We start from the raw sequence: 24,021 nt of genomic DNA on the forward strand, positions 1-24,021 counted from the left end.
TTTTCTCAATTTTTTTTGGCTCTCTTTTTTCGGTTTTTTACACACAACTTCAAAAAAATGCCATGAACGTGTAAATAATCGGTTTACAATCGTTCACGCACAAAAACGGGCCGGGTTCTACCCACTTCGATCAAAGTAGGCCATTTTTTGAAAGAACTTAAAGGCTATGCAGTTCTTGCGATGATGACCTGCCTGCTAAGCGGGGCAACCTCCGCCGCCATGGCCCAGAAGGTCTCTGCGACAACTAACCACCCCGTCGGTTCTCCAGCTTCTATTCCTTCGTGGCCACGAGTCTTCAACCGCAACGGGTTGCAGCTCGTTGTCTACCAGCCGCAACTCAAAGCCTGGCAGAAATATCGCACGATGGTCGCGGATACGGCGATTTCAGTAACAGACAAAGGGCAAAAACCTGTCCTAGGAGTTATCTCCTGGCGCGCTGATACCCTCGCTAACGTAAGCGCGCAGACAGTCTTCGTAAACGACATCGTAGTGCTCGACGCCCGCTTTCCTTCGCTCAACGCAGCGCAGGAAGCTGAGATGAAGCAGCGTGCCCACCAGCTCTATCCGACCATAACGTTCACTATCGGATTGCCTCGCATGATCGCCAGCCTGGAGAAGGTAAATGAGCCGGTAAGGACGGTTGCTACCAATACGCAGGCGCCTGTGATTCTCGTCTCCACAGCGCCATCGATTGTGCTCCTGGTCGATGGAAAACCGGTATTGGCTCCCATTCAGGGCACGACCTTGGAATACGTCGTCAACACTAACTGGGACCTCTTCTTCGATAAATCTGACTACTACTTACTAAACGGCAAGACCTGGCTCAAAGCGAAAGATCTGCATGGGCCATGGGCGGCAACTGTAAAGCTGCCACCAGACATAGGCAAACTGCCCGCTCATCAGAACTGGGATGACGTTTTGAAAGCCGTGCCGCCAGTCTCCAGCAGTCAAGTTGCACCTCAGGTTTTGTTCACCGAGAAACCGGCTGAGTTGATTGCATTCGTGGGTAAGCCGGTCTACTCGAAGATTCCCGGCACCAGTCTCAGCTATGGGACCAATACAGAGAACAAGGCGTTCGTTCATCAGCCTGACGGTCAGATCTACGTCTTGATCTCCGGACGATGGTTTCGCGCTGCCAGCCTTGCAGGCCCATGGACCTATGCAGGTGACTCACTGCCCGCGGACTTTGCGATGATCCCAAGGAGCAGCCCAGCTCACGATGTGCTTGTCTCCGTGCCGGGAACGCAAGAAGCCAGTGATGCCGTGTTGCTGTCGCAAGTGCCCACAACGGCAGTCGTGAATCGCGCTGCTGCAGAGGCGCAGGTCAAGGTCTCGTATGCTGGGCAGCCTCAGTTCAACAAGATCGAAACCACAACGCTTTATTACGCGGTGAATACGCCTGACAAAGTAATTCGTGTTGGCGATCTCTACTACCTCTGCTTTCAAGGTGTCTGGTTTATCTCCCGGAGTCCTAGTGGCCCATGGAAGACTGCGGATTCAGTGCCGCAGGTCATTTATACGATTCCGCCAAGCTCTCCTATGTACAACGTGAGTTATGTCGTGGTCTCAAACCCGACACCAACGACCGTGCAGACAAGCTACTCGAGCGGCTATCTCGGTGTCTTTGTCATTGGGGCGGCAGTGGGAGCAACTGTCGTGTACGGCACAGGCTACTACTACCCGCCCTATGTTTACTGGGGACCACACCCCATCTACTATCCCTATCCCTATAGCTATGGAGTGGCGGCCGTATACAGTCCCTACACCGGAGCCTATGGCGTAGGGCGGGCCGTGTACGGGCCATATGGTTCAGCTGGTTCAGCAGCCTGGTACAACCCGACCACTGGGACTTATGGACATGCGGTTACAACTCAAAATGCTTATGGCGGCCATACCTACGCCCAGACCTATAACCCATGGACAGGAACTTCGGCCGCGACCTCGCAGGGCCACAATCAATATAGCCAGTGGGGAAGTTCGGTGGTTACCAACGGAGACAACTGGGCCCAGGCACAGCATGTAACCAACAGCAACGGGACGGCAGGATCCTTTCAAACCTCCGAAGGCAGCGCCGGTGCCGGCTATTCGGGTGCTAACGGAAACAGCGGCTTTGTTGCAAAGGATGCGAATAACAACAACGTCTATGCTGGAGCCGATGGCAACGTCTACAAGAAAGACTCCAGCGGAAACTGGAGCAAGTACGACAACGGCGGCTGGACTCCTGTAGATCCGTCCACGGGCGCAAACCAAACTCGGCAGCAGAAGCAGAACTCCACCAGTCCAAATCAGCCTCAGTCTTCAACTCTTGGTTCGCAATCAGGAAACACGCCATCGGCGAGTGGTCGAGGGTCCGATCAGACAAACTCTCGTGGTGCGGGACGAGCCATCCAGAACCAGTCTGGTCAGTTCCCGACACAGACTTCTCCTGGCAGTTCGACCTCGCCCGGCACTATGAGTCAACTGCAGAATGATTCGCGATCTCGCTCGCGCGGCGATCAACTTGAACAAATGCAAAACCGTGGAGGAGCCAGCGGCGGCGCACGTGGCGGTTCGCGCAGGCAACGTTGAGCGGGAGCGAAGTGAAGGAGTCGGCCGTGTCATTCTCCGCCGAATTGCTTGCATTCGTTCAAGAAGGCGGAACAGACTGTACTCCCGCACCTCGGTACTTCTGTTGCTCTTAGTGCACAGAACTTTCAGAAAGCAGGATCTATGAAAAGCCAGCGTAAGGCAATCATTTTCTCCGCCATCCTAATGATGACTTTGATTGTTTCAACTTCAGTATTCGTCAAAGGCCAGAATGAGACTAACCCTGTTAAGGAAAAGTTCCAGGAGGATCTCAAGGCTGCAGTCATGAGTGAAAGCATCACCGTCGCTCAGCTGAAGGAGATAAAGGAGAACCTCGCGATTCTCAAAGAGGCAAAATCCGAAAGACAGCCGGGCGCGCCCGTCGACCTGATGACGCCTTATTCAGCTGTCACCAAAATCAGAGCGACCATGGCTACGGTTAAGGAGCCCGACCGGACCACCCTGCGTCAGGACTTTCAGCTTATGATGGCTACGAAACAACCGGAGCCCTCTGCCGAACCTGATACGCCAGGGAAAAAACTCGGTGAAGATATCTTTGCCGCGGTCATGCATGGAGAACCGACGCCTCCACAGGTGCAGCAGCTTCAGGACAGCCTGAACTCTCTGGAGTCTATCAAGACGAGCGGAGGAAGCATGCTGGAAAAGTTCCGAGCGATGAAGACCGCCAAGTCGCAGATCGAGGCGACGATGAACGCTGGCTCGTTCCGACCGGAGGATAAGCAAGCGGTTCTCGATGACTTAAACAATCTCGGAGGTAGGGGAGGAGGCGGTGGCGGTGGACTGAGGAGACAAGGATTGTAGTCGGATTGCGTGCGGGCTTTGGAGCCCTTCTCAATCGCCGTGTAACCGTGTATCGCCCAATTGCAATGAGACGAGCAACGCGCGCAAGATTCCTCGCCTGCTTCTCTGTCACTCTGGCCTCGTTGTGGAGCGTATCTGGCCTTGGCCAGAGCCCCGTAGAGCAGCCGCAGGAGCTCGCACTCGTTGACGCTATTCAGATCGCATTAGAGAACAACAGGCCAACCCAGATTGCGCGGTTGGACATTGCAAAGTCCGCATGGGAAGTTGCCGAGGCTAAGACCCATCGATTACCCGAAATCAAAACGGAGCTACTTGCTTCAGGAAATATTGACTCTCCCAGCTTCACCTTTCAGAAAGGCATCTTCGGAACGGTAGATAATCAGCCTGTTCCATCCACAGACACAAAGGTTAGCCTCTCAAGCGGGTTGACCGGATACGCCATCGCAACGGTGGCTCAGCCAATCTCGCAGCTATATCAGATACACCTTATGGTTCGAGAGAAAGAGCTCTCCGTCGATCTTGCAGGGGAAAAATATCAGCAGAAGAGGCAGAACACAGTGATAGATGTAAAGCAGGGCTACTACGCGATCGTTCAGTCCGAGAGCGCTCTCGAGGCAGAGCGGTCATTGATAAAGGAATATGAGGAGACCGATAGGGTCACCACGGACTACCTGAAGAAAGAGTCCGTCTTGAAATCCGACAGCCTGCAGATCAAAGCTCAACTGGCCCAGGCGAGACACCAGCTCATCACGCTTAGCGACGATCTGCAAACCCAGAAAGAACACTTTAACGATCTTCTGGGGCGCGATCTCGATATACCTTTTCGCACTCAGCCTGTCCCACCGGCCTCAACCGACGAGATGGATCTGAAAGCTGCCAGAAAGACTGCGCTCGAGCAGCGACCCGAACTCAAGGAGGCAAAGATCAACGTCGAGAAGGCCGGCTACGACCGCAGCCTCGCGAAGGCCGAATATATTCCCGGAATCGGCGCACAGCTCCAATACCTCACTCCGATCAATACACAGATTCTTCCGCAAAACATTCTCACTGTCGGTTTGAAGATGACCTGGGAGCCATACGAATGGGGTCGTCGGAAAGACAATGTAAAAGGAAAGGACATTCAGCTTCAACAGAGTCAATACCAATTGGACCAGACGCGCTCTCAGGTGCTACTAGACGTCGACAACACATTTCGTAAATTGGCCGAGAGCCGTTCAATGCTGGAGGTTGCACAGGCTGCCCGCGACGCTGCGAAGGAGAAGTTGCGCGAAGTTAATGACCAATTCAAGAAGGTCGCCGTGTTGCTGCGCGATGTCCTTAAGCAGGAAGCCGCGGTCGCAAACGCCGATCACGAATACGAAGAGAGCCTGTTAGCGTTTTGGAACGCAAAAGCAGAGTTCGAGAAAGCCCTGGGAGAGGAGTAAGCGATGACTCCCCTTGTCATGCTGCGTGGCCTGAGGACCGCAGCTCTTGTGAGTTCTCTCTCTCTCTTTGTCACCGCATGCAAAAAGGAAACCCCGGCGGCAGCGCCTCTGCTACCCGTGCATACGGCTGTAGTGCAATCAATATCCGCCGACTCCGGTACGAAATACTCCGCTAACATCGTCCCGTACGCGCAGGTGGACCTGTCGTTCAAGTCGAACGGCTACGTAGAGCGCATCCATCAAGTTGAGAATCCAGGCGGCGGCATCAGGAATGTAGATCAGGGCGACCGAATCGCGCAGGGAACAGTGCTTGCCGTGGTCAGCCAGCAGGACTACATCGATAAACTTCAGCAGGCTGAGGCTCAACTGGCGCGTGGCCAAGCCGAACAAGAAAAAGCCAAGCTCAGCTTCGAAAGAGTTTCCTCGCTCTACTCGACGCAAAGCGCTACCAAGCCCGACTACGATTCCGCCAAAGCACAGCTGGACAGCACAAATGCCTCGGTCTCCGGGGCGCACGCACAGGTCAGTGAAGCGAAGGTTGCTCTCGCTTATTGCTCCCTGCGAGCACCTTTCAACGGCTGGCTGGTAAAGCGCAGCGTCGATATGGGAAGCCTCGTTGGCCCAACCACTAACGGCTTCACTCTGGCCGATACCAGCTCAGTGAAGGCAGTCTTCGGTGTACCCGATATCTTCATCAGTCGCGTCAGACTGGGCCAGCATCTGGTCATCTCCACTGACGCACTATCGCACACGGTGGATGGCCGCGTCAGTGCTATTTCTCCGGCTGCCGATCAGAAGAGTCGCGTATTCTCCGTCGAAGTCACAATCCCAAATCCAAAAGACGAGTTGAAGTCTGGCATGATCGCCTCGCTCAGCCTCGATGGCGTGAGACAACAGCAGTCCGCCCTGGCCGTGCCGTTGGCCGCGGTCATCCGGGATCCGGCGCATGCAAATGGCTTTGCCGTCATGATCGCTGATGGCAGTGGAAATCTCGTATCGGCGCGCTTGCAGCCGGTAGACCTCGGGGATACCTCTGGAAACATGATCGTCGTAAAGGGAGGACTCACCTCTGGAGAGAGAGTCATAACTACAGGCGTCACACTGATCAGGAACGGTGACAAGGTCCGCGTCATTCCGTAGTCAGCACATCAGTTGAACTTGAACCAAGGGTGCTCAAATGCTATGAGCCACAAGTCTGAAGCCGAGTACATCGCTCACACACACAACACGGCGCGCTTCTTCGTGGACAACCGACAGCTCTCGCTGGTCATTCTTTTCGCGCTCTGCATGTGGGGCTGGTATAGCTTCCAGCACATGACCAAACGCAAAGACCCGAAGATCCCCGTGCGTGTAGCCGTCGCGTACACACAATGGCCCGGAGCAACTGCGCAGGAGGTCGAACAACTCGTCACTCGACAGGTTGAGCAGACAATGGCGCAGAACTCATTACTCAAGCCGCCATCTGCCTCCGATTTCGGCATTCGCTCTTTCAGCTTTCCGAATCTCTCAATGGTCTACGTTCAACTCGATGACCAAGTGAGTGATCCAAAAAAACAGTTCACCGAAATAAATCTGAAGCTGAATGCGCTCAACAGCAGTTTGCCGCAGGGTGCAGGCCCCATTCAGTTCAACAGCGACTTCGGAGACACCGCAGCTCTAATGCTCACCGTCGCTAGTCCTCCAGCGAATGAGGTCGAGGTCGCTTTGCGGGCGCGATCTGTTCGCAGTGCAATCGTGGAAACGCGTGCCGCTGAGCCACGAAAGTCCGCTCAGCCGAGGGTGACCATCGTCAACGCATTCCCCCTCACTATCTCCGCCTCTTTGATGCGCGACTCTTTCATCTCATTCATCCAGTCCGCTATACAAACCAGAATGATCTCCGATCCCTACTTCTTCGAAGGCAGCGGTTTTATCGGCGTCGATGTCGGCACTCTCCTCACTGACGAAGAACTACGCAGAGGCGGAGACCAATTGGTATTGGAGAAGCTGCACCGCTCCGAAATTCATCCCGATGCGTGGCCCGCCGTCTTCATCCGTAGTCCCGACGATGCCGAGACGCGACTCTCTGCGGTAGCAGGAGACAGATATTCGTATCGCGAGCTCGATGATTTCACCGACCTTATAAGCAGGACCCTGCAGGGGGCCCACGAGGTCGCCAAGATCGAGCGCAAGGGAGTACTACCCGAACAGATCTATCTCGATTACTCGCAGGAGAGGCTGGCGCAATATGGGATGACTCCCTCCAAACTCAAGGACATATTGACCGCTCGCAACACGACGCTGCCAGGCGGCCAACTTGAGGTCGGGCCCGCCAGCATTCAAATCAATCCTTCAGGAAAGTTCACTGACCCGCGTCAAATCGGCGATGTTATCGTCGGATCCTCCTCATCCGCCGCACAGAGCCCCGTCTACCTTCGCGACTTAGTGAATATCTCTCGCGCCTACCAGAGCCCCGCGCGCTATCTGAACTACCTCACATGGGCGGACAAGCAAGGTCACTGGCACCGCAGTCGCGCGATCACCATTGCGGTTCAGGTGAAAGACGGCGAACAGATCGACGCTTTTGGCCGAAGTGTGTCGGACAAACTAGCTGCCGTAAAACAATATTTGCCAGAAGACCTGGTCTTTGCTCGCACCTCCGATCAGCCGTTGCAGGTGAAAGAAAACATCAGCCTCTTCATGGATTCACTCTATGAAGCCGTCGTCCTCGTAGTGCTGGTGTCGTGGATCGGCTTTTGGGAGTGGCGTTCCGCACTGCTAATGGCGATTGCCATTCCCATCACTCTGGCCATGACCTTCGGGGTCCTGTATCTCATTGGTATTGATATCCAGCAAGTTTCGGTAGCCACTCTCATCATCGCGCTCGGGCTGTTGGTCGATGATCCCGTAATAGCTGGCGACTCTATTAAACATGCACTCGCCGAAGGCCATCCGAGCATCATTGCTGCTTGGCTTGGCCCTACCAAGCTTGCCAACGCTATCGTTTACGCAACCGTCACAAATATTGTGGCGTACCTGCCCTTCCTCATGATCACTGGCAGCACTGGCAAATTTCTCTTCAGCCTACCTATCGTCATGACGGTCGCACTGGTCGCATCGCGCTTCGTTTCGATGACTTTTCTCCCCGTGCTCGGGTATTACCTGCTGCGCCCGGAAAAATCGGCCGAGAGATCGTTGGAGGAGCAGCGCAAGCAGGGCTTCTTCGGTGCCTACGCGCGTGTTGCGAAATACTCCATCGAACATCGTTGGAAGTTCTTCTTCTCTTCCCTCTTGTTCCTAGCAGCCGGGATCTTTATCTTTTCGAGGCTTAGCACCTCCTTTTTCCCAGAGGATGTACAGTATTGGTCTTATATCGACGTTTGGTTGCCGAATGATGCGAATATTGGAACTACCAATGCGACCGCACTTAGGGCGGAACAGATCATTCGCGAGCAGGCCGCGCGCTTCACCAAAGAACACGAGCATCAGTTGAAACAGCATGACCTGCTTCGTTATGTCACAACCTTCGTGGGCGGCGGAGGTCCGCGTTTCTGGTTCTCCGCTTCTCCGCAAGGCCAACAGTTGAACTATGCGCAGATTCTGATTGAACTTCGCGACAAAGAGATGACGCCTGAGTTCATAAGGACACTGCAGCCCATACTGACCTCCTCCATTCCGGGAGCGCACTTGGATGCGCGTCAGTTGCTGACAAATCCCATGGATTATCCCATCGAAATTCGCATCTCCAGCACCGCTGACCTGAGCGCGCAACAGGAGATCGAAGACACTCGCAAGCTGCAGGCTGTCGCATCCAAAGTGGAAGACATCTTCCGTTCGATTCCAATTGCGGAGCGCACTCGCAACGAATGGGAACAGCCGAACGCGCAGATCGCCCTTACCATCGATCCGGACCGCGCCAACCTGGCCGGGATCACCAATATGGACGTAGCGAACTCGTCGACCGCAGGAATCAGTGGGTCGACGGTCGGCGTCCTGCAGGAAGGCCAGAAGCAGATTCCGATCGTAGCTCGTCTGCGTATGAATGAGCGCGCACAGCTCTCGGACATTCAGGACCTCTACATCTATGGCTCGCAGGACAACAACAAGATTCAGCTCGCGCAGATTTCGGATATCAACCACGACCTGGTGACTGGGCGCATCGTCCGCCTGGAGCAGTTCCGCACCATCAATGTGCGCAGCTTTCCTATCGCGGGGCATCTGAGTTCCGAAGTCTTGAAAGTCGCCATGCCAAAGTTGCGCGAGCTTGGAGCGTCTCTGCCGCCCGGCTACAAAATCCAGATTGGAGGCGAATACGATAAGACAAAGAATGGCTTCCGCAACCTCGCCATGGTCATGATGATCTCAGTCGCGTTAGTCTTCCTGGCCCTCGTCTTCCAGTTCAAGAACGCCATCAAACCCGTGCTGGTCTTAGCTGCAACCCCCTACGGCATGATCGGCGCCTTCGCCGCGCTATGGATCATGGGTGAACCATTCGGGTTTATGGCGTTTCTTGGCGTCGCAAGCCTTGTCGGCGTCATCGTCAGCCACTCCATCGTTCTCTTCGACTTCATTGAGGAGCGGCGCATTGCCGGAGACGACTTCGAGCTCGCTCTGATCGACGCGGGCATCCTCCGCCTTCGTCCTGTGCTGATAACCGTGTTCGCAACTGTGCTGGCACTTGTGCCCCTAGCGATGCATGGTGGCCCGCTTTGGAAGCCACTCTGCTACGCGCAGATAGGCGGGCTCCTGGTCGCAACCGTGGTTACGAAACTTCAGGTGCCGGTAATGTATGCAATCTTTGTACTCGACCTCAAAATCTTAAAGTGGGACGTGGCCGAGAAGGAATCCGTCGCTCAAACTACCAGTGCCTGACTTCTCCTACAAACTCGCAAGCAATAGTCATAAAATCCCAACTCTCCTTATTCCTATGATGCTGAGCGTTACCGCGCCCTGGCCGTTCTTAGCCAGGAAACTCCAGAATCAGCTGACGCCGCCACACCTTTTATCGAAGAGCCTAAATTCGCGATGAGGATTATTATCGGCGACTGAATCTGATGAGCTCTCGAGCCTTACGAGGCAGAGTCTGAGGAGTTCTGGAGCGCTCAGAACTTTGGCGGTTGCTTCCAAACTGAATCTGAAGCTTGCCGAATTGCTTCTGTTGGTGAATCCGCCGGCGAGTGTAAAGCTAGGAGCTTGCATCGCCAACGATGAAATCTGCTATCCGTTACTGACATTGGTTCTCCACCGCTCGTCCTACTGTTTACAATAGTCAACCAACCCTCTTTCCCGTCCCATCCTGATGTCCGCTACTCCTGCAAAGTCACGTTTTCGGCAAGTTCGCCACGAAGCTTCCGATAACCCCGTTTTGCGGGCACAACGTTATTAGGCTGTGCAATACACTTGCGATCATGGCGTACTCCCGACTTTCGAAGTTAAAGAACCGGCTTCATTCTTCGTGGAAGTGGCTTCTTTCCTTCAGAACAAATGATTGGCAACTGAACGACTACCCGGTAGAAATACGGGAGCAACAGCACAATCGCAGTCCACCCCTCCCAGCTCCGCGCTTTATCTCACACAGGTACGTCGCTCAGATCTTGAACGCGGCGATCACCGGAAGCGGCGACACACCATCGGCTGCCAAAGAGAAACTCAAAGAGAGCTTCGGGACGGTCCGGAACCGACGGCTGGAAGATGGTAAACCCTTAGTGCGTCCGGGAAGGTCATGGCCGGTCGAGTTCGCTTCTCAAGAGCAAGTAAATGAGTATGAGGCGCTGAGCGAGGATTTTATCCATCGCGTTCTAGATTTGGATTGGGCCTGGATTTCAGACCAATCCAGCTTGTGGGACTTCAATGAGGAAGGTGACAACAGCCGACTGAACGCGAAGATTATGGAAGTCTACGGAGTGGACGTGTCAGACATTCAGTCGGGCCGACTCGTGGCCATATTCGAGCGAATCGTGCAATCGCGATCGGAACCGGCCCAATCGATAGGTACGCCTCACCGGAATGCTGAGTCCCGTTAGAGGGTCTCTATTGAGATGCGCCAAAGACTTCCCTGAAAGGGAGCTTAGGCGACTCAGCCGATACACGGGGTGGATTGGTGCAGCTGCGCCATCGGCTCAGGAATTGTTGCAAAATGAATTACTAGGACGAATCGGGAGCACTCAGTGTCTGGAACACCGCCGCCATTGTCGAATCTCGATCCGATATTGCTTGCTTCACGTTGGCTGCGTGGAGACCTGCTCCCTGAGGATGTCCCCCAAATTGCTATCGAACTCATCGAAGCAGGCCGCGAAGAACCATCGATATATCGAGTGGCTGCTGAAGTCAACGTGAACAGCCGGGATGATGTGGAGGCGCTCCTGGGACGAATGTTCGCGGCCCTAGGCGTGGAGTATCCGATGTCGTTAGAAGTCGCTCGGCAGACGGTTGCTCGGCAGATCGCAAAAGAGGTCGTGGCTGGTAGAAGAGATCCTTGGACTGCCGCAATGCGGCTGGACAGAGCCTTTCCTCATTGGGAGACAGAAGACCAGAACATCCTAGACATTTACTGCGCTGCGGATGAAGCCGACTGGAACCCAGGTTATGGACGAAGCGACGCTATATTGAAGCAGGAGTTAATCCAAGCTTTCGAGAGATTGGCTGGCTCCTAGATCTCTAGTGGTCAGATGCTTCCTGAAAGTCACGTTTTGAGCAAGTTCACGTGGCCAGAAGGTTCGGTGCGTCGAACTTGGTGAAAACCCCGTTTTCAAGGAAATCCGTTTCAGCTTAGAGGCTCTGAGCTCCATACTGGAAAAGAGAAAGCCACCGTCTCCTGAAATTGAGAGGACCTTCTCTGATGGGCGAACAAGAGTCGCTGCGATAGCCAGGGTAGAGCGACACCCAGTGTCTGTTGTCCATTGATAGGTATCTGGCGCGAACGGAAGCTGTAAAGGTGACGCACAATGCCTCCAATCATTTGGCGGTAATCTCGAATGCAATACATTGAGTTAGCAAGCTTACTAAAGTAACCTAAACTAAGTCACTAAATAACGCTTGAGTAACACACTTACGGCTTACTTGTGTAATGATCTTCCTTGTTCGAGGTAGCTACGCCCATAGCCAGTCTTCGCCGCATGGGTTCCCTTTATGGATCACAACCCTTTATAAGGACGACCAGTGAGACTGCACGCACGTTGTGTTTGGTTCTTATCTGCTTGGTTTTTTTCCTTCTTTGATTTTTCCCCTACCGCGATTGCGGATGACGCCCCGCCCGCGTCCTCAAACAGAGACGTAACCAAAATAGGAAGAGGCTGCCGCAGTTTCTGCGGCACCGATGGAATAGTCCCGCCTACGGTTGAAGACTGTTACAAACCTGCCATGAAATGAACCGACCCTAGCCGCGCTGCGACTAAGGATGGCGAAATCGCGGATATCCAGCGAGTCGGGTTACGGAATGGCTTCCGTCAAGCTGCCGGACAGGTCGGGGACCTGTATTTTACGGATTCCAAATTGTAGATGAAAGTGTTCAAACAAAGGAGCATCATGTCCGTCCTCGTCTCCTCGCTGCAAAACAAATCCAACACGGAAACACTTGAAGTTCTTGTCGTCGTTGGGCAACTCCGTTCAGAATTCGTCGAAGTGGAACCTGTTGTTCCACGTTCCCTGAAGGGGAGCAGGATGCCCGCGATCGCTGCGATGCTCCTGTTTCTATTCGCAATTCTTAGCCCATGCCTGGCAGGGGCGCAGCAGCAGGTGGAAACCTCGCTGCCGCTCTCGCAGCGATTCACGATCAATCTGGCGGCGGGTGTGCCGGAATACGTCGGAGATGCCTCCTCAACGTCGAATGCGCCGCAGAGCCAATGGTGGTTTGAGAATACAAAAAACTCGACGACGTATTCGACCAGTAGTTTTGTGGAGAGCTCGGACCCAGCCTGGCATCAAGTTGGGCTGCCCTATGATGCGAACATAGCGCGCACCTTTCTCAATCAAGACTCCGGCGGCGGACAGGGATCTCTGAACGGGCAGGAGAACTGGTACCGCCTGCACTTCAAAGTGGATCCAAAGTATGCCGGCCAGAAGTTTCTGCTCAATCTCGAAGGCACGCATACCGGCGTTCAGGTCTTCATCAACGGTACTTTGCTGCAAGGTATCAGCGCCGTCGCTGCCGATGCGCAGGCGACGCACGTCGTCGGTTTTGTTCCTGTTGTCGTTGATCTCACGCCGTACCTGCATACTGACGGTGCCACGGACAACGTGATCGCAGTTGATGTGTCCAGAGGCGATGCGTGGTTTGAGCAGCCTAATTTCTCCGGCGCCTTTCGCTTCGGCCAGGCCATGGCCGGCCTGTTCCGCAATGTCTATTTATATGTAACCAATCCAGTCCATATTCCACTCAATGTGTACTCCAACCAGAAGACCTGGGGCACCTACGTCGGCACGGTCTCCGAGGTTCCTGCTGGGGAAGGGACCGCGACTGCGGCTTCAGCGGTTGTCGAGGTGCAAACGAACGTTGTCAACGAGACAGCATCGACCCAGCAAGTTACCTTGACCACGCAGATTGTCGACGCGAGCGGCAATGTAGTCGTGACAGCACCGCCCATCACGCAATCGGTGTCACCAATGACGTCGAACACATTTCCTTCGACGCCGGCGCCGATGTTCGATCAATTGATCACGGTTACAAATCCAACCTTGTGGTATCCGAATAACTCGACCTACGGCAAGCCGTATATGTACAAGGTCTACCACATCGTCAGCGTGAACGGCGTTGTAGTGGATTCCTTCCAGAGCCCGCTGGGCATCCGTACGATCACTTGGGATGCAAACTTTCCTTACTTCAACGGTCATGCCATGTATCTTTGGGGCGGCGCGAGCCGGTACGACTACCCGGCCCTCGGCTCCTCGGTGCCGGACGAGCAATGGTGGCGCGACATGGCGCAGATTGCGGCCCAGGGCGGTAACATCTGGCGCCCCGGCCACTCCACCAGCAGCGAGGAGATGGTGGAGGCTGCCGACGCCTTCGGCATCATGATCGACCAGCCCAGCGGAGACGGCGAAGGCTATTGGAATGCCTCATCCAATCCAACGGCGGATGACCTTCAGTTGAAGCAGGAGGTGCATCGCGACATGATTGTTCGCGATCGCAGTCATCCTTCGATTCTCGCCTGGGAAGAAGATAACGGCGGAATGAATCAGACGCTGGCCAACGAGCTTGCGACAATAGAGACTTCATGGGACAACATCAATCCGCGCGTGCAATCCGACCGCACCTACTCGCCTTCGTACGCCTACATGGGCGAATGCGACGGTGCTGGCTGCGAGGCTGGGATCAAGGGGCAGAATCCGAATAACCCTGCCTTTGGCGCCGAGTATTGGGACAATATGGGCACCGGCCGCGGTACCCAAACGGGTACGGGTGCCAATACGGTCTACGCCTACGACTACGAACTGGCTTTTGCGGCGCCGTATCTGGACGATTGGCGTCAAGGCAAAGAAGCCAATGCCTTCGGTATGGCGCAGTGGTACTTTGCGGACACTCCAGGCGAGGACAGTCTTTGGGCGGAGTTTCAAAATCAGCCCGCGATGGTTCATCTCGTGCGTTCGCTCGGCTACTCCTCTGTGGATCAAAACCGCTTTCCCCGACTGCTCTACTATATCTATCAAGCTAACTGGGTACCTTACTCGATCCAGCCGGTAGTTCACCTGGGGCACCACTGGAATCGCGCCTACGAGTACACCCCGGGAACCCCAATTCAGGAGAATGCCTTCAGCAACTGCCCCTCGGTTCGCCTCCTGATCAACGGCGTAGCCAAAGATCCGGTTACGGGAGCCGCACTCGCGGATCAGGTTCCCAATCCATGGAACATAAACTCGCACGCAGATCTAAGCCAGAGCAGTACAGTGATTCCTGGCCAGGTTCACTGGATGGTGAACTGGGCTCCGGGCACGGTTACAGCAGAGTGCCTGGACATCAACGGCAACGTGGTTCCGGGCGTGACGCACACGGTGACGACAGCCGGCGCCGAAAACAAGATCGTACTCTCGGTCGTTCCTGAAGTCGTCAAGCCCGACGGCACCAGTTTCAAATGGACCTCGAACGGCTCCGACGCAGCGTTCGTGCAGGCAGAAGTGCAGGACGCAAACGGCAACCTCGTACCAACCGCAGCCGACAACGTCACCTTCACCGTAACCGGACCGGCAATGTACATGGGCGGCACGCAACAACTCGTCGCCGATCCATCATGGACCAACTACTACCAGGATGCATTTTCCGAGGCGCACAGCACGGATATCGGCGGCTTGCCTTACGGATTCTTCCACGCGCCGGGCGACCCTGAGCTTAACTTCGACGGTGGATTGCAGAAGATCGCTCTCCGCAGTACTTTCACTCCTGGAACCGTGACCGTGACGGCAACAGCACCTGGGCTCGCGAGCGCCAGCGTTCAGCTGACCTCTGTAACGCCACCAGCTCCTTCTCAATCGCAGCCGCCGGCGATCATTGTGCCACCTGTAAACACCTCGGTCACAGTCGGTTTTCCTGCAACCTTTACTGTTGCGGCTAGCGGTTCCGGAACGCTCACATACCAATGGTCTGTGGCTGGAAGTGAAGTCGAGGGAGCAACCGGCCCCACCCTCACCACGCCGTCCACCACGCTCGCGCAAAACGGCGAGAGTGTCACAGTAACCATCAGTAGCAACTTCGGCCAGGTCACATCGATCTCCGTCACACTCACAGTGGATCAGGCGGCCCCAGTCGCCATCACCGCGCAACCTGCCCCGCAGACCGCCGTCGTCGGACAGGCTGCAACCTTCACCGTAGGTGCCACCGGTTCGCCTCAGCTCAACTACCAGTGGTTTCAGAATGGTGTGCAGGTCGCAACCGGCCCGCAACCCAGTTACACCACGTCCGTACTTACGTCTGTCGGAACGGCCAGCGTCTATGTCATTGTCAGCAATCCCCTCGGCCAGCTTCAATCGTCGACGGCGACGCTCACAGTCAACGCCCCCACTCCGGTGAGCATCACCACCTCGCCTGCTAGTCAGATCGTTGCGGCCAACCAGCCGGTGCAGTTTACCGCTGTAGTAGCCGGCTCTGCGCCCTACACGTATCAGTGGCAGTTCACTCCCAAGGGAGGCAACGCCACCATCCTTGTCAGCAACACGCAAGCCTCGAACATCATCACCTTCACCATCCCCGCCATGAGTGCCGCCAATGTTGGTGCGTTCACAGTGACGGTCAACAACGCTGCCAACGCTCCCGTCACCAGCGCCGCCGCGCAGTTGACGCTTGCGCCGCCAGGAATCAATCTCGCGTTAGACAAGCTCGCAACCTCCAGCACCTCGCAAAACGCCTGCAACGATATAACGACAACGCCACCTCTCTCCGGCGCAGGCTGCCTCGGAGCGGAGAACGCAGTCGACGGCAACCTCAACACTCGTTGGGGATCGGCGACCGCAGGGGCAGCTCCAACGCCTCCCGTCACAGGTGTCGACCCATCCTGGCTGCAGGTGGATCTAGGTTCGGTGCAGGCCTTCAATACGGTCATCATCAACTGGGAAAATGCATACGCCGCGCAGTACCAGATTCAATACACCAACCAGGATCCAACGACCAACCCAACCTGGAACGTAGCATTCACCAACAACGCCGGAGCAGGTGGAACGGAGACCCTTAACTTCCCAACCGTTCAGGCCCGCTATATCCGGATGTTCGGCACACTGCGTGGCGGGAACTACGGCTACTCGATCTACGAGTTCCAGGTCTACAACGTCGCTCAATGCGGCGGCCCAAACGAGCGCTACACGATCAACACCAGCAACCCCAACTTGGTGCTCGATAACCTGCTAGGTCTCACTTGGACCCGCACCATCCAGACCGACAGCGCAATCGGCTCGCAGTTCACCGGCGTAAGTGCCGCGGCTTATTGCAAGAGCATCAACATGCGCCTCCCCACCGAGCCTGAAGCGCTTGGCATCAGTGGCAACAACAACGCGTCGTGTGCCTTCCCCGGTACGTGGAGCACATGGACCTCAACTGTCGATCCGAATGATGCAAGCGAAACCGCGATCGTCAACTTCGACGGCAGCGCTACAGAGAACGTAACCAACAACTTCCCAGGCGCCACCCTCTGCACTGTGGGCACATCCGCAGCTCAGGCTCCAGCTATCCAAACGCAGCCACAACCCACTACGGTCAACGTAGGACAACAAGCAACCTTCACGGTGGTCGCTACCGGGACACCTGCGCCAACCTACCAGTGGCTCAACAACGGAAATCCCATCACAGGTGCGACCGGTGCTGTTTACATCACGCCACCAACAGTCGCTACCGACAACGGCACCTCCTTCAGTGTCACCGTCTCCAATGGAAGCGGCGACATCACCAGCAACGCTGCTGTACTCACGGTAACGAACAACACAGGCGGAGGCGGTACCGGCGGCAATCCGCCTCCTCCTCCGCCGCCACCTCCGGCCTGCGGCAATGCCACAGCCTGCACCGGCAATGGCAGCGGTCCCGCTCCAGTCGGTTCCAACCTGGCGCTCAACATGACAGCAACCTCCAGCGACAATGAGAGCGAATCTTTCCCGCCGACGAATGGCGTGGATGGCAACTTCAACACGCGCTGGTCGTCTGCCTTCGAGGACAACGAGTGGTTCCAGGTAGATCTCGGCTCGATTCAGCCCATCGGACAAGTCCTCATACGGTGGCAGAGTGCCTTTGGCACGTCTTACCTGATCCAAACCTCCACCGATGGACAAACGTGGGCTACGGCGTTTCAACAAAAGAATGGACAGGGAGGAATCGATAACCTCACCTTCCCAACCGTGAACGCGCGCTATGTGCGGATGCAGGGGCAGACCCGCTCTTCACAGTACGGCTACTCGTTCTGGGAGTTTGAAGTCTACGGGCCTCTCGCGCCGACGATCGTAACCCAACCTATCAACCAAACCGTAGTTGCTGGTGCCACGGCGCAGTTCACCGTCGTGGCGGGCGGTATTGGCCCATTCACATACCAATGGCTTCTCAATGGGGCCAACATCCCTGGTGCGATAAGCGCCACCTATACGACACCTGCTCTTTCGGTGGCGGATAGCGGCAGCTCGTTCAGCGTAGTCGTCAGCAATGGACTCGCTTCGACTACCTCATCGAATGCTCTACTGACGGTCAACGCACCGCCTCAAAACCAGACAGCCGGCATCGCAAACCTGGCGTTGGGCAAACCTGCAACATCCAGTGGCAACGAGAACGCCGGACTTGGCCCGCCCAATGCCGTGGATGGCGATCTCACCACTCGCTGGTCGTCGGCCTTCACCGACAATCAGTGGCTCGAAGTCGACCTCGGCTCTCCAATGACCATCAACAAGGTGGTGATCTATTGGGAGGCTGCCTACGGCAAGGCATACGATATTCAGGTCTCGAACGATGAGCAGACCTGGACCACCGTAGCCACGCAGAACGCAGGCGCCGGTGGTGTGGAGACGCTTACCTTCCCGAGCGTCGTCAACCGCTACATCCGTCTGGTGGGCATCACCAGGGCTACGGCGTATGGCTACTCGCTCTTCGAGTTCCAGGTCTACGGCGCAGATGTCCCGGCAATCCTCACGCAGCCGGCCAACCAGACAGTGAACAGCGGCAGCACCGCAACGTTCAGCGCCACGGTTGGCGGCGACGGCCCCTTCACCTACCAGTGGCTGAGAAATGGCGTCGCCATCCCGGGCGCCACAACAACCAGCTACACCACGCCTTCCGTGATGTCGACGGACAACGGCAGCACCTTCGCCATCGCCGTCACCAACAATAGCGGCACCACCACCTCCACCGCGGCGATCCTGACGGTCAACTCCAGTACGCCTACGGGCACAAACCTGGCGCTCAATCAGCCGGCAACCTCGAGCGGCAACGAGAACGCCGGCCTGGGGCCAGCCAACGCGGTCGATGGCAATGCAACCACTCGCTGGTCTTCGGCCTTCGTGGATCCCTCATGGCTGCAGGTCGACCTGGGCTCCACGAAGACGATTGGGCAGGTCGTAATCCAATGGCAAAACGCCTACGGTAAGGCCTACCAGATTCAGGTCTCGAACGATCAACAGAGCTGGACAACCGTCTACACGCAATCTTCCGGCACCGGTGGAGTGGAAAACATCACCTTCCCACCCGCAAGCGGACGCTACGTTCGTATGTTCGGAACCACTCGCTCGTCACCATACGGCTACTCCATCTATGAGTTCCAGGTCTACGGTGCTGGCAGTGCTCCAACCATCACCACCGAACCCGCTAACCAGACGGCCAACGTCGGCGGAACTGCCACCTTCACGGTCGTCGCCGGTGGCACAGGCCCCTTCACTTACCAGTGGCTAAAGAACAACGCCCCTATAACGGGCGCCGTCTCCGCGAGTTACACCACTCCTGTTCTTGCCGCGACCGACAACGGGAACCAGTACAGCGTCATCGTTGGCAACAGCAGTGGAACTGTCAATTCAACACCTGCGACTCTTACGGTTAACAACTCCGGCTCGGGTTACACCATCTATCCGGGCTTCATCGGAGTCGATCTGAACAACAACACCGGCGGGGTGTGGGCGGACAACCAGGTGTACGTCACTGTTATCGGGATCGATCCCAACACTGGGAAGTTCTCCTATCTGACTCCAGACGGCACGATCGTTGACTTCACCCTCAACGACAGCTCCGCCACCGGTCACCTCACCAAGAACGGTAAGAACTACGGCAACTACTCCTTCAACCTTGCCCAAAGCAAGCTGTTGAAGATTCCTACCTTCATCTCAGCCCGCGCGTACATCTCGCTCGGCCAACCTCTGTACGTTCAGGTCAACGGAGACGGCAACGGCAACGTAACCGGCTACGCAGGCCCTAACCCCCAGAACGCCACCGACCCCAACATCAACACCAACTTCGACTGGTACGAATTCAACAACCAGAACGGTATCTTCATCAACACCACGCAGGTTGACGAGTTCGGCCTGCCCCTACTCCTCGATGTCTGGGGTGCAGGCGGAACATTCCACCAGCAAGTCGGTATTACCGAATCCATCGCACAAATCGATAGTGAGTTCGCCAGTCAGGTCCCGGCGCAATTCCAGCCACCCACAATGTCGAACCTTCGCATCCTCTCGCCGTCCAAGCTCTCCATGGCCTCCGGCGGAGCGAACGCGAACTACTTCGACAGCTACATCGCTGGAGCCTGGAAGTCGTACAATACCACACCGCTCTCGATAACGCTCAACGGTCGAACATTCACAGGCACGTCTTCGGCATCGACACTCACGTTCACCGAGACCAACCCATCCTCATCTCACACTGGCGAAGTCTTCGTCGTGCAACAGCCGTCAACGCAAGATGTGCTCGAATGCGCTGGCACCATGGCCAGCGGGGTTTCAGGTACGACTCCGCAACTCCAAGATGAAAATGCTGTCCAACTGCAGTTGGAAAACCAGATATGCTCGGCGACCAACCGCGGTGTCCTCCTCACCCCAGCCAACTGGGCCAGCGTCTCGGCCTACTACAACGCGTCGTCAGCCAACTTCTACTCGCAGTTCTGGCATAAACACTCAATTGGGGGACTAGCATACGGCTTTTCCTACGACGACAACAACAACCAAAGCACCACAATCACCACACCAAAACCAGAACACATGGCGTTCGGCATAGGGTGGTAGGAAGTCTGGCGAAATGTAGCGTGGCGCCTTCGCAAGCTGCGGGCGTCACGCTGCGACCGCCGATCCATTCTCAACGACGAAAGGTGACGATGATGAGCGGTCCATGCAAGCGAGATAACCTCCGAAGAACACCCAACTGGAAGCGATTACATCTTCCCTCGACGCTCTGAAGGCTTATCACGGGCAAACCGGAAGCGATCCACTTGTTTGTCGTATGACGGGCAAACCGCACCTTACTGCCCGGTGCTCCGACGGAGTCGCCATGCCGCCGCGGATCGCTGGGTTTGGTAATCGAGACCGCTTCGAATAATTGGCAAGATTGGATCGCACGGGGCGGCAGGATAACAGTGCATCCGGAATGCCGCCAGTGACAACATAATGTTGCACTCAGCGGCAGCATTCCATGCAATCTGCAGTTAACGGACAATAGAGCATGCTAAGGATCATTCGGTTTGCGGAGCGTCTAAACTGATCCTGTGCGGGCCCTGTAATGGGATAGCGTGCCCGGCCATAAAGGAGGGGCCAACTATGAACAACCTAAGCAATTTGTGCTTTCGCCCCCATCCTTTGCGCACTCTGTATCCGGGTGGAGCTCTTATCGTTTGAAGATGCGATAGCGTTCTGTCTTGCATCTCGCTTGTATATCTAGAGCTACAACGGAATTATGATCGGCTGCATCCAACAGCGCTGAGATTGCTAGGACTATGAAGCCAAGGGATGCAGTAATCTCTTTCGAGTGTTTGCCGCCTAACTAGCTCCAAGTCACTGAAACGGTCGAGGGCGGAGACATTCGTCACCCGCAGGTGACACGAAATCCCAATGTTGTGACGGAGATGGAAAAGAAATATATGTTCTTCGCAGAACAGGCTAATACCGCGAGAAAGCATATTAGTCGAGGACAGTCTTGCGTTTTCAACGTCTACTATCGGGAGGCTTAATCCCCAGAAGAGACGCTACCCCCGATAAGTCCTTTAGACAACGTATCTCCGGAGCCTTGCGTCTAATTGGGGTGGGAAGTAGAGCAACGATCCCACGGTGAGCGATGCCCCATACGAAAATAGAGCACTCTATCGTAGACGATGAGATATTGGCTACACCAAAAATATTGCTCGTTGATGATGACGAAACCACCCGCGAAATCCTTAGTGCAATTCTTGAAACTAGTGGATTTCAAGTCGTTGTGGCTGCGAATGTCAACGATGCTCTCAGCCTTATAGGCGCTCAGACTTTCGACGTATTGCTAAGCGACCTTCACATGCCCAATCCAGGTGATGGACTAACTGTGGTCAGCGCCATGCGCCATGCTAATCCCAAAGCCGTGACGCTCATCCTCAGTTCGTATCCCGCAATGAAAGAGGCTGCGGAGGCGATTTTGCTACAAGCGGATGGCGTTCTGGTAAAACCGATGGCGGTAGTCATGCTGGTCGATCTAATCAGAGGACGGCTGAAGCAGAGGACAATTCCTGCGCGAGTTATAGCGAGCGTTGCCGATATCCTCGAAGAGGAGACACAATCGACAATCAGTGATTGGCTTCTGCGTGTTGAACTTGAGCCTGACATTATTACTATCCCTTTGGGTTATGACGACCGTACCGCACACCTCCTAGACCTATTCAGTGACCTTGTTTGTCGTCTTCGCTACCCACTACCATTGGGTACGCGTGCCCTGGTGTCCACCGCAGCAGCTCAGCATGGGGTAGACCGACGTAGGCAGGGCTATACGGCAGCGATGATGGTGGAAGAATCGCGAATGGTGCAGGTAAGCATCTTCCATACCTTGCAAAATAATCTGTACAGAGTGAACTTTAGTCTGGTCTTGGTGGGAGTAATGACGATAGCAGACGAGGTAGACTCGCAACTCGCTCAGGCGATGGCGAGCTATGTTTCAGAGTCAAACCTTGACGCTCTACCTGTAGTTGCCTAGCCCCTACACGGTGCATTAAATACGCGCTGTTCAATACAACGCCGCATCACTCTGAGGATTGAGTAATGCGGCGTCTTTTTGCGTTTGGGGAGAGCTACTTGGAACGAGGCTCTGCCTGGGCATTTCTTCAGGACGAATCACGTCCACGCCTACTGTAATGGAACTCGCCGGACTGCTCACAAAAACCAGAGTACCGTGACGATCAACTTTTGCAACAACGCCAGAGCTTCGCCTTACACTATCTTGATTTAAGGAAACACTGTCTCTGAATACTATTCGCAAAGCCTCTGACTCTTCCTCTAAGCAGGATTGCGGCAGGGGCTTTTTTCGTTTCGGGAGAACTATTTCTCATCAGGAATGCGCCAACGGTAGAGTCGGAGTTGCGGTCGCGCGGCTTGTCTCCATTAGGCGACAATGACGGCAAAGGATTCGAGAGTTTCCACGTGAAGGACCCCAACGGCTTGGGTAAGGTACTCTCTCGTCCTGGGCAATCTGTTTGATCCTATCCTCCGTGATGTTCGTCGCCTGTCGCTGGCCAAATGGCGCGTGATACGCGGTGCATATTGCGAGCTCGCCTCCGACTGTAAGCGGCGTTCGTACTGGAGCAGACGGTCATTGGCAGAAAAGTAGTCGATGAGAGCGTCTGCGACAGCTCGATTGTCGAAGCTGGCATAGTTTCCGACAATCTCGGTCGCAGCGGGTAGGCCATCAGAGGAGATGAGCGCTTCCTTCAGTACATTTGTTGCATCTTTTTGGAAGAATAGTCGGAACGACTGGATTCCAACTAGCGACCTCAAGGCGGAATCGTTCCGCTCTTGTCAGAGCGAAGACGGAAGAGACGCCACCGGTCATATTGTTCGCGATCCGCCGGCATTTCTCTTTCGCTCCCCAGCAGCCAAAAGCTGTACCAGTCTAGGTTTCGTTGGAGGCTCTCCAGCCTCGCCTGAGGGTGGTCCGGTTGGTGCTGTTCGTAGGGATAGTAGTACAGCTCAACTGCGCGGCCGAGCCGGTTCAGACCGGTGAATAGCTCATAATTCTGCATTAAATTCAGTGGCGGGGTCTGTTCATTATCGTCAGTGATGCCATAGCCCATCTCTTCCATGAGAAGCGGCGTGTGGATCTTGTCTATATTGAAGGAAATGGAATACCGCAACCAGTTTGGCAGGGTCGCGCCATACGGAGGCCCCCCGTAGATCGTCTCCCATCCGCGAATGGTGCTATCCGAGTGCAGCAGCCAATACTCGCCCAAACTGTATTGAACATTGTCCGCGACCGTTGCCGCACGGTATCGGGTTTTAGAGTGCGAAAGAATAAACTCCGTGTACCATCCGGAGCGGCTGAACCCGATGATGCCAACTTTTTCAGGGTTGACCATCCCGTCTGAGACTAGTTTGGCAACGGCGCTGTCCCAAACATCCATGTGAAACGCCGCTTCTCCTATTCCATCGGGATACCCTTCAGGGGCATTTGCAATCTGGTCTTCGATCGACTCCGATCCATTGCGAATCAAATACATGATTCCCGCGTTTGCGATGGGTTGGGGTGCGAAGGACGGGTAATGGTCTTGGCCGCTATCGCATACGAATTGACCAGTGGTTGGCTTGGTCTGAATCACCAACGGGTATCTCGTGCCGCGGACATAGTGTG

Annotated in this window: 11 protein-coding genes; 9 read left to right on the forward strand and 2 right to left on the reverse strand. The window is 55.3% G+C overall.

The features are described from left to right. The first annotated feature begins 147 nt into the window (after nt 1-147). From HDF12_RS09675 to HDF12_RS09705, 7 genes are all read left to right on the forward strand, one after another. Nucleotides 148-2,568 (forward strand): hypothetical protein, encoded by a 2,421-nt coding sequence (locus HDF12_RS09675; protein ID WP_179582443.1) that lies wholly within the window; start codon nt 148-150, stop codon nt 2,566-2,568. 141 nt (nt 2,569-2,709) lie between these two features. After that, nucleotides 2,710-3,387 carry a hypothetical protein gene (locus tag HDF12_RS09680; protein WP_179582445.1) on the forward strand — a complete coding sequence of 226 codons (678 nt, stop codon included), beginning with the start codon at nt 2,710-2,712 and terminating at the stop codon, nt 3,385-3,387. Between the two features lie 65 nt (nt 3,388-3,452). Continuing rightward, a complete protein-coding gene (locus tag HDF12_RS09685) occupies nt 3,453-4,811 on the forward strand; it encodes a TolC family protein (RefSeq protein WP_179582447.1) in 1,359 nt (452 codons plus the stop codon). Between the two features lie 3 nt (nt 4,812-4,814). Then, a complete protein-coding gene (locus HDF12_RS09690) occupies nt 4,815-5,951 on the forward strand; it encodes an efflux RND transporter periplasmic adaptor subunit (protein WP_246374154.1) in 1,137 nt (378 codons plus the stop codon). A gap of 42 nt (nt 5,952-5,993) precedes the next feature. Next, on the forward strand, nt 5,994-9,662 hold the full coding sequence (locus tag HDF12_RS09695; protein ID WP_179582449.1) for an efflux RND transporter permease subunit: 3,669 nt from the start codon (nt 5,994-5,996) through the stop codon (nt 9,660-9,662). Between the two features lie 722 nt (nt 9,663-10,384). Next, nucleotides 10,385-10,813, forward strand: a complete 429-nt coding sequence (locus HDF12_RS09700) for a hypothetical protein (RefSeq protein WP_179582451.1) — start codon at nt 10,385-10,387, stop codon at nt 10,811-10,813. Between the two features lie 144 nt (nt 10,814-10,957). Further along, nucleotides 10,958-11,443: a hypothetical protein gene (locus tag HDF12_RS09705; protein WP_179582453.1), complete on the forward strand. Its 486-nt coding sequence runs from the start codon at nt 10,958-10,960 to the stop codon at nt 11,441-11,443. Here HDF12_RS09705 and HDF12_RS22845 read toward each other — a convergent pair. Then, the gene (locus HDF12_RS22845; protein WP_257025453.1) at nt 11,408-11,770 is read right to left on the reverse strand and encodes a thiamine pyrophosphate-dependent enzyme; all 363 of its coding nucleotides are present in this window, start codon (nt 11,768-11,770) and stop codon (nt 11,408-11,410) included. The genes HDF12_RS09705 and HDF12_RS22845 overlap by 36 nt on opposite strands. Nucleotides 11,771-12,314: 544 nt before the next feature. On the opposite strand from HDF12_RS22845, the gene HDF12_RS09715 reads away from it, so the two are divergent. Both HDF12_RS09715 and HDF12_RS09720 read left to right on the forward strand, forming a co-directional pair. Next, complete coding sequence (locus tag HDF12_RS09715) at nt 12,315-20,450, forward strand: galactose-binding domain-containing protein (protein WP_257025454.1); 8,136 nt, start codon at nt 12,315-12,317, stop codon at nt 20,448-20,450. A 1,042-nt stretch (nt 20,451-21,492) separates the two neighbouring features. Next, nucleotides 21,493-22,374, forward strand: a complete 882-nt coding sequence (locus tag HDF12_RS09720; RefSeq protein ID WP_257025455.1) for a response regulator — start codon at nt 21,493-21,495, stop codon at nt 22,372-22,374. A 793-nt stretch (nt 22,375-23,167) separates the two neighbouring features. Here HDF12_RS09720 and HDF12_RS09725 read toward each other — a convergent pair. Further along, on the reverse strand, nt 23,168-23,890 hold the full coding sequence (locus HDF12_RS09725) for a prolyl oligopeptidase family serine peptidase (RefSeq protein WP_179582455.1): 723 nt from the start codon (nt 23,888-23,890) through the stop codon (nt 23,168-23,170). Nucleotides 23,891-24,021 lie beyond the last annotated feature (131 nt).

It is taken from the genome of Tunturiibacter gelidiferens, assembly GCF_013410115.1.
In the GTDB taxonomy this organism is placed as follows: Bacteria; Acidobacteriota; Terriglobia; order Terriglobales; family Acidobacteriaceae; genus Edaphobacter; species Edaphobacter gelidiferens.

What these genes read in the sequence shown, in the direction of transcription:
- HDF12_RS09680 (WP_179582445.1), top strand. Translation starts at nt 2,710, where the DNA reads ATGAAAAGCCAGCGTAAGGCAATCATTTTCTCCGCCATCCTAATGATG.
- HDF12_RS09715 (WP_257025454.1), top strand. Translation starts at nt 12,315, where the DNA reads ATGTCCGTCCTCGTCTCCTCGCTGCAAAACAAATCCAACACGGAAACA.
- HDF12_RS09725 (WP_179582455.1), bottom strand. Translation starts at nt 23,890, where the DNA reads ATGTATTTGATTCGCAATGGATCGGAGTCGATCGAAGACCAGATTGCA.
- HDF12_RS09720 (WP_257025455.1), top strand. Translation starts at nt 21,493, where the DNA reads ATGCCCCATACGAAAATAGAGCACTCTATCGTAGACGATGAGATATTG.
- HDF12_RS09685 (WP_179582447.1), top strand. Translation starts at nt 3,453, where the DNA reads ATGAGACGAGCAACGCGCGCAAGATTCCTCGCCTGCTTCTCTGTCACT.
- HDF12_RS09690 (WP_246374154.1), top strand. Translation starts at nt 4,815, where the DNA reads ATGACTCCCCTTGTCATGCTGCGTGGCCTGAGGACCGCAGCTCTTGTG.
- HDF12_RS09695 (WP_179582449.1), top strand. Translation starts at nt 5,994, where the DNA reads ATGAGCCACAAGTCTGAAGCCGAGTACATCGCTCACACACACAACACG.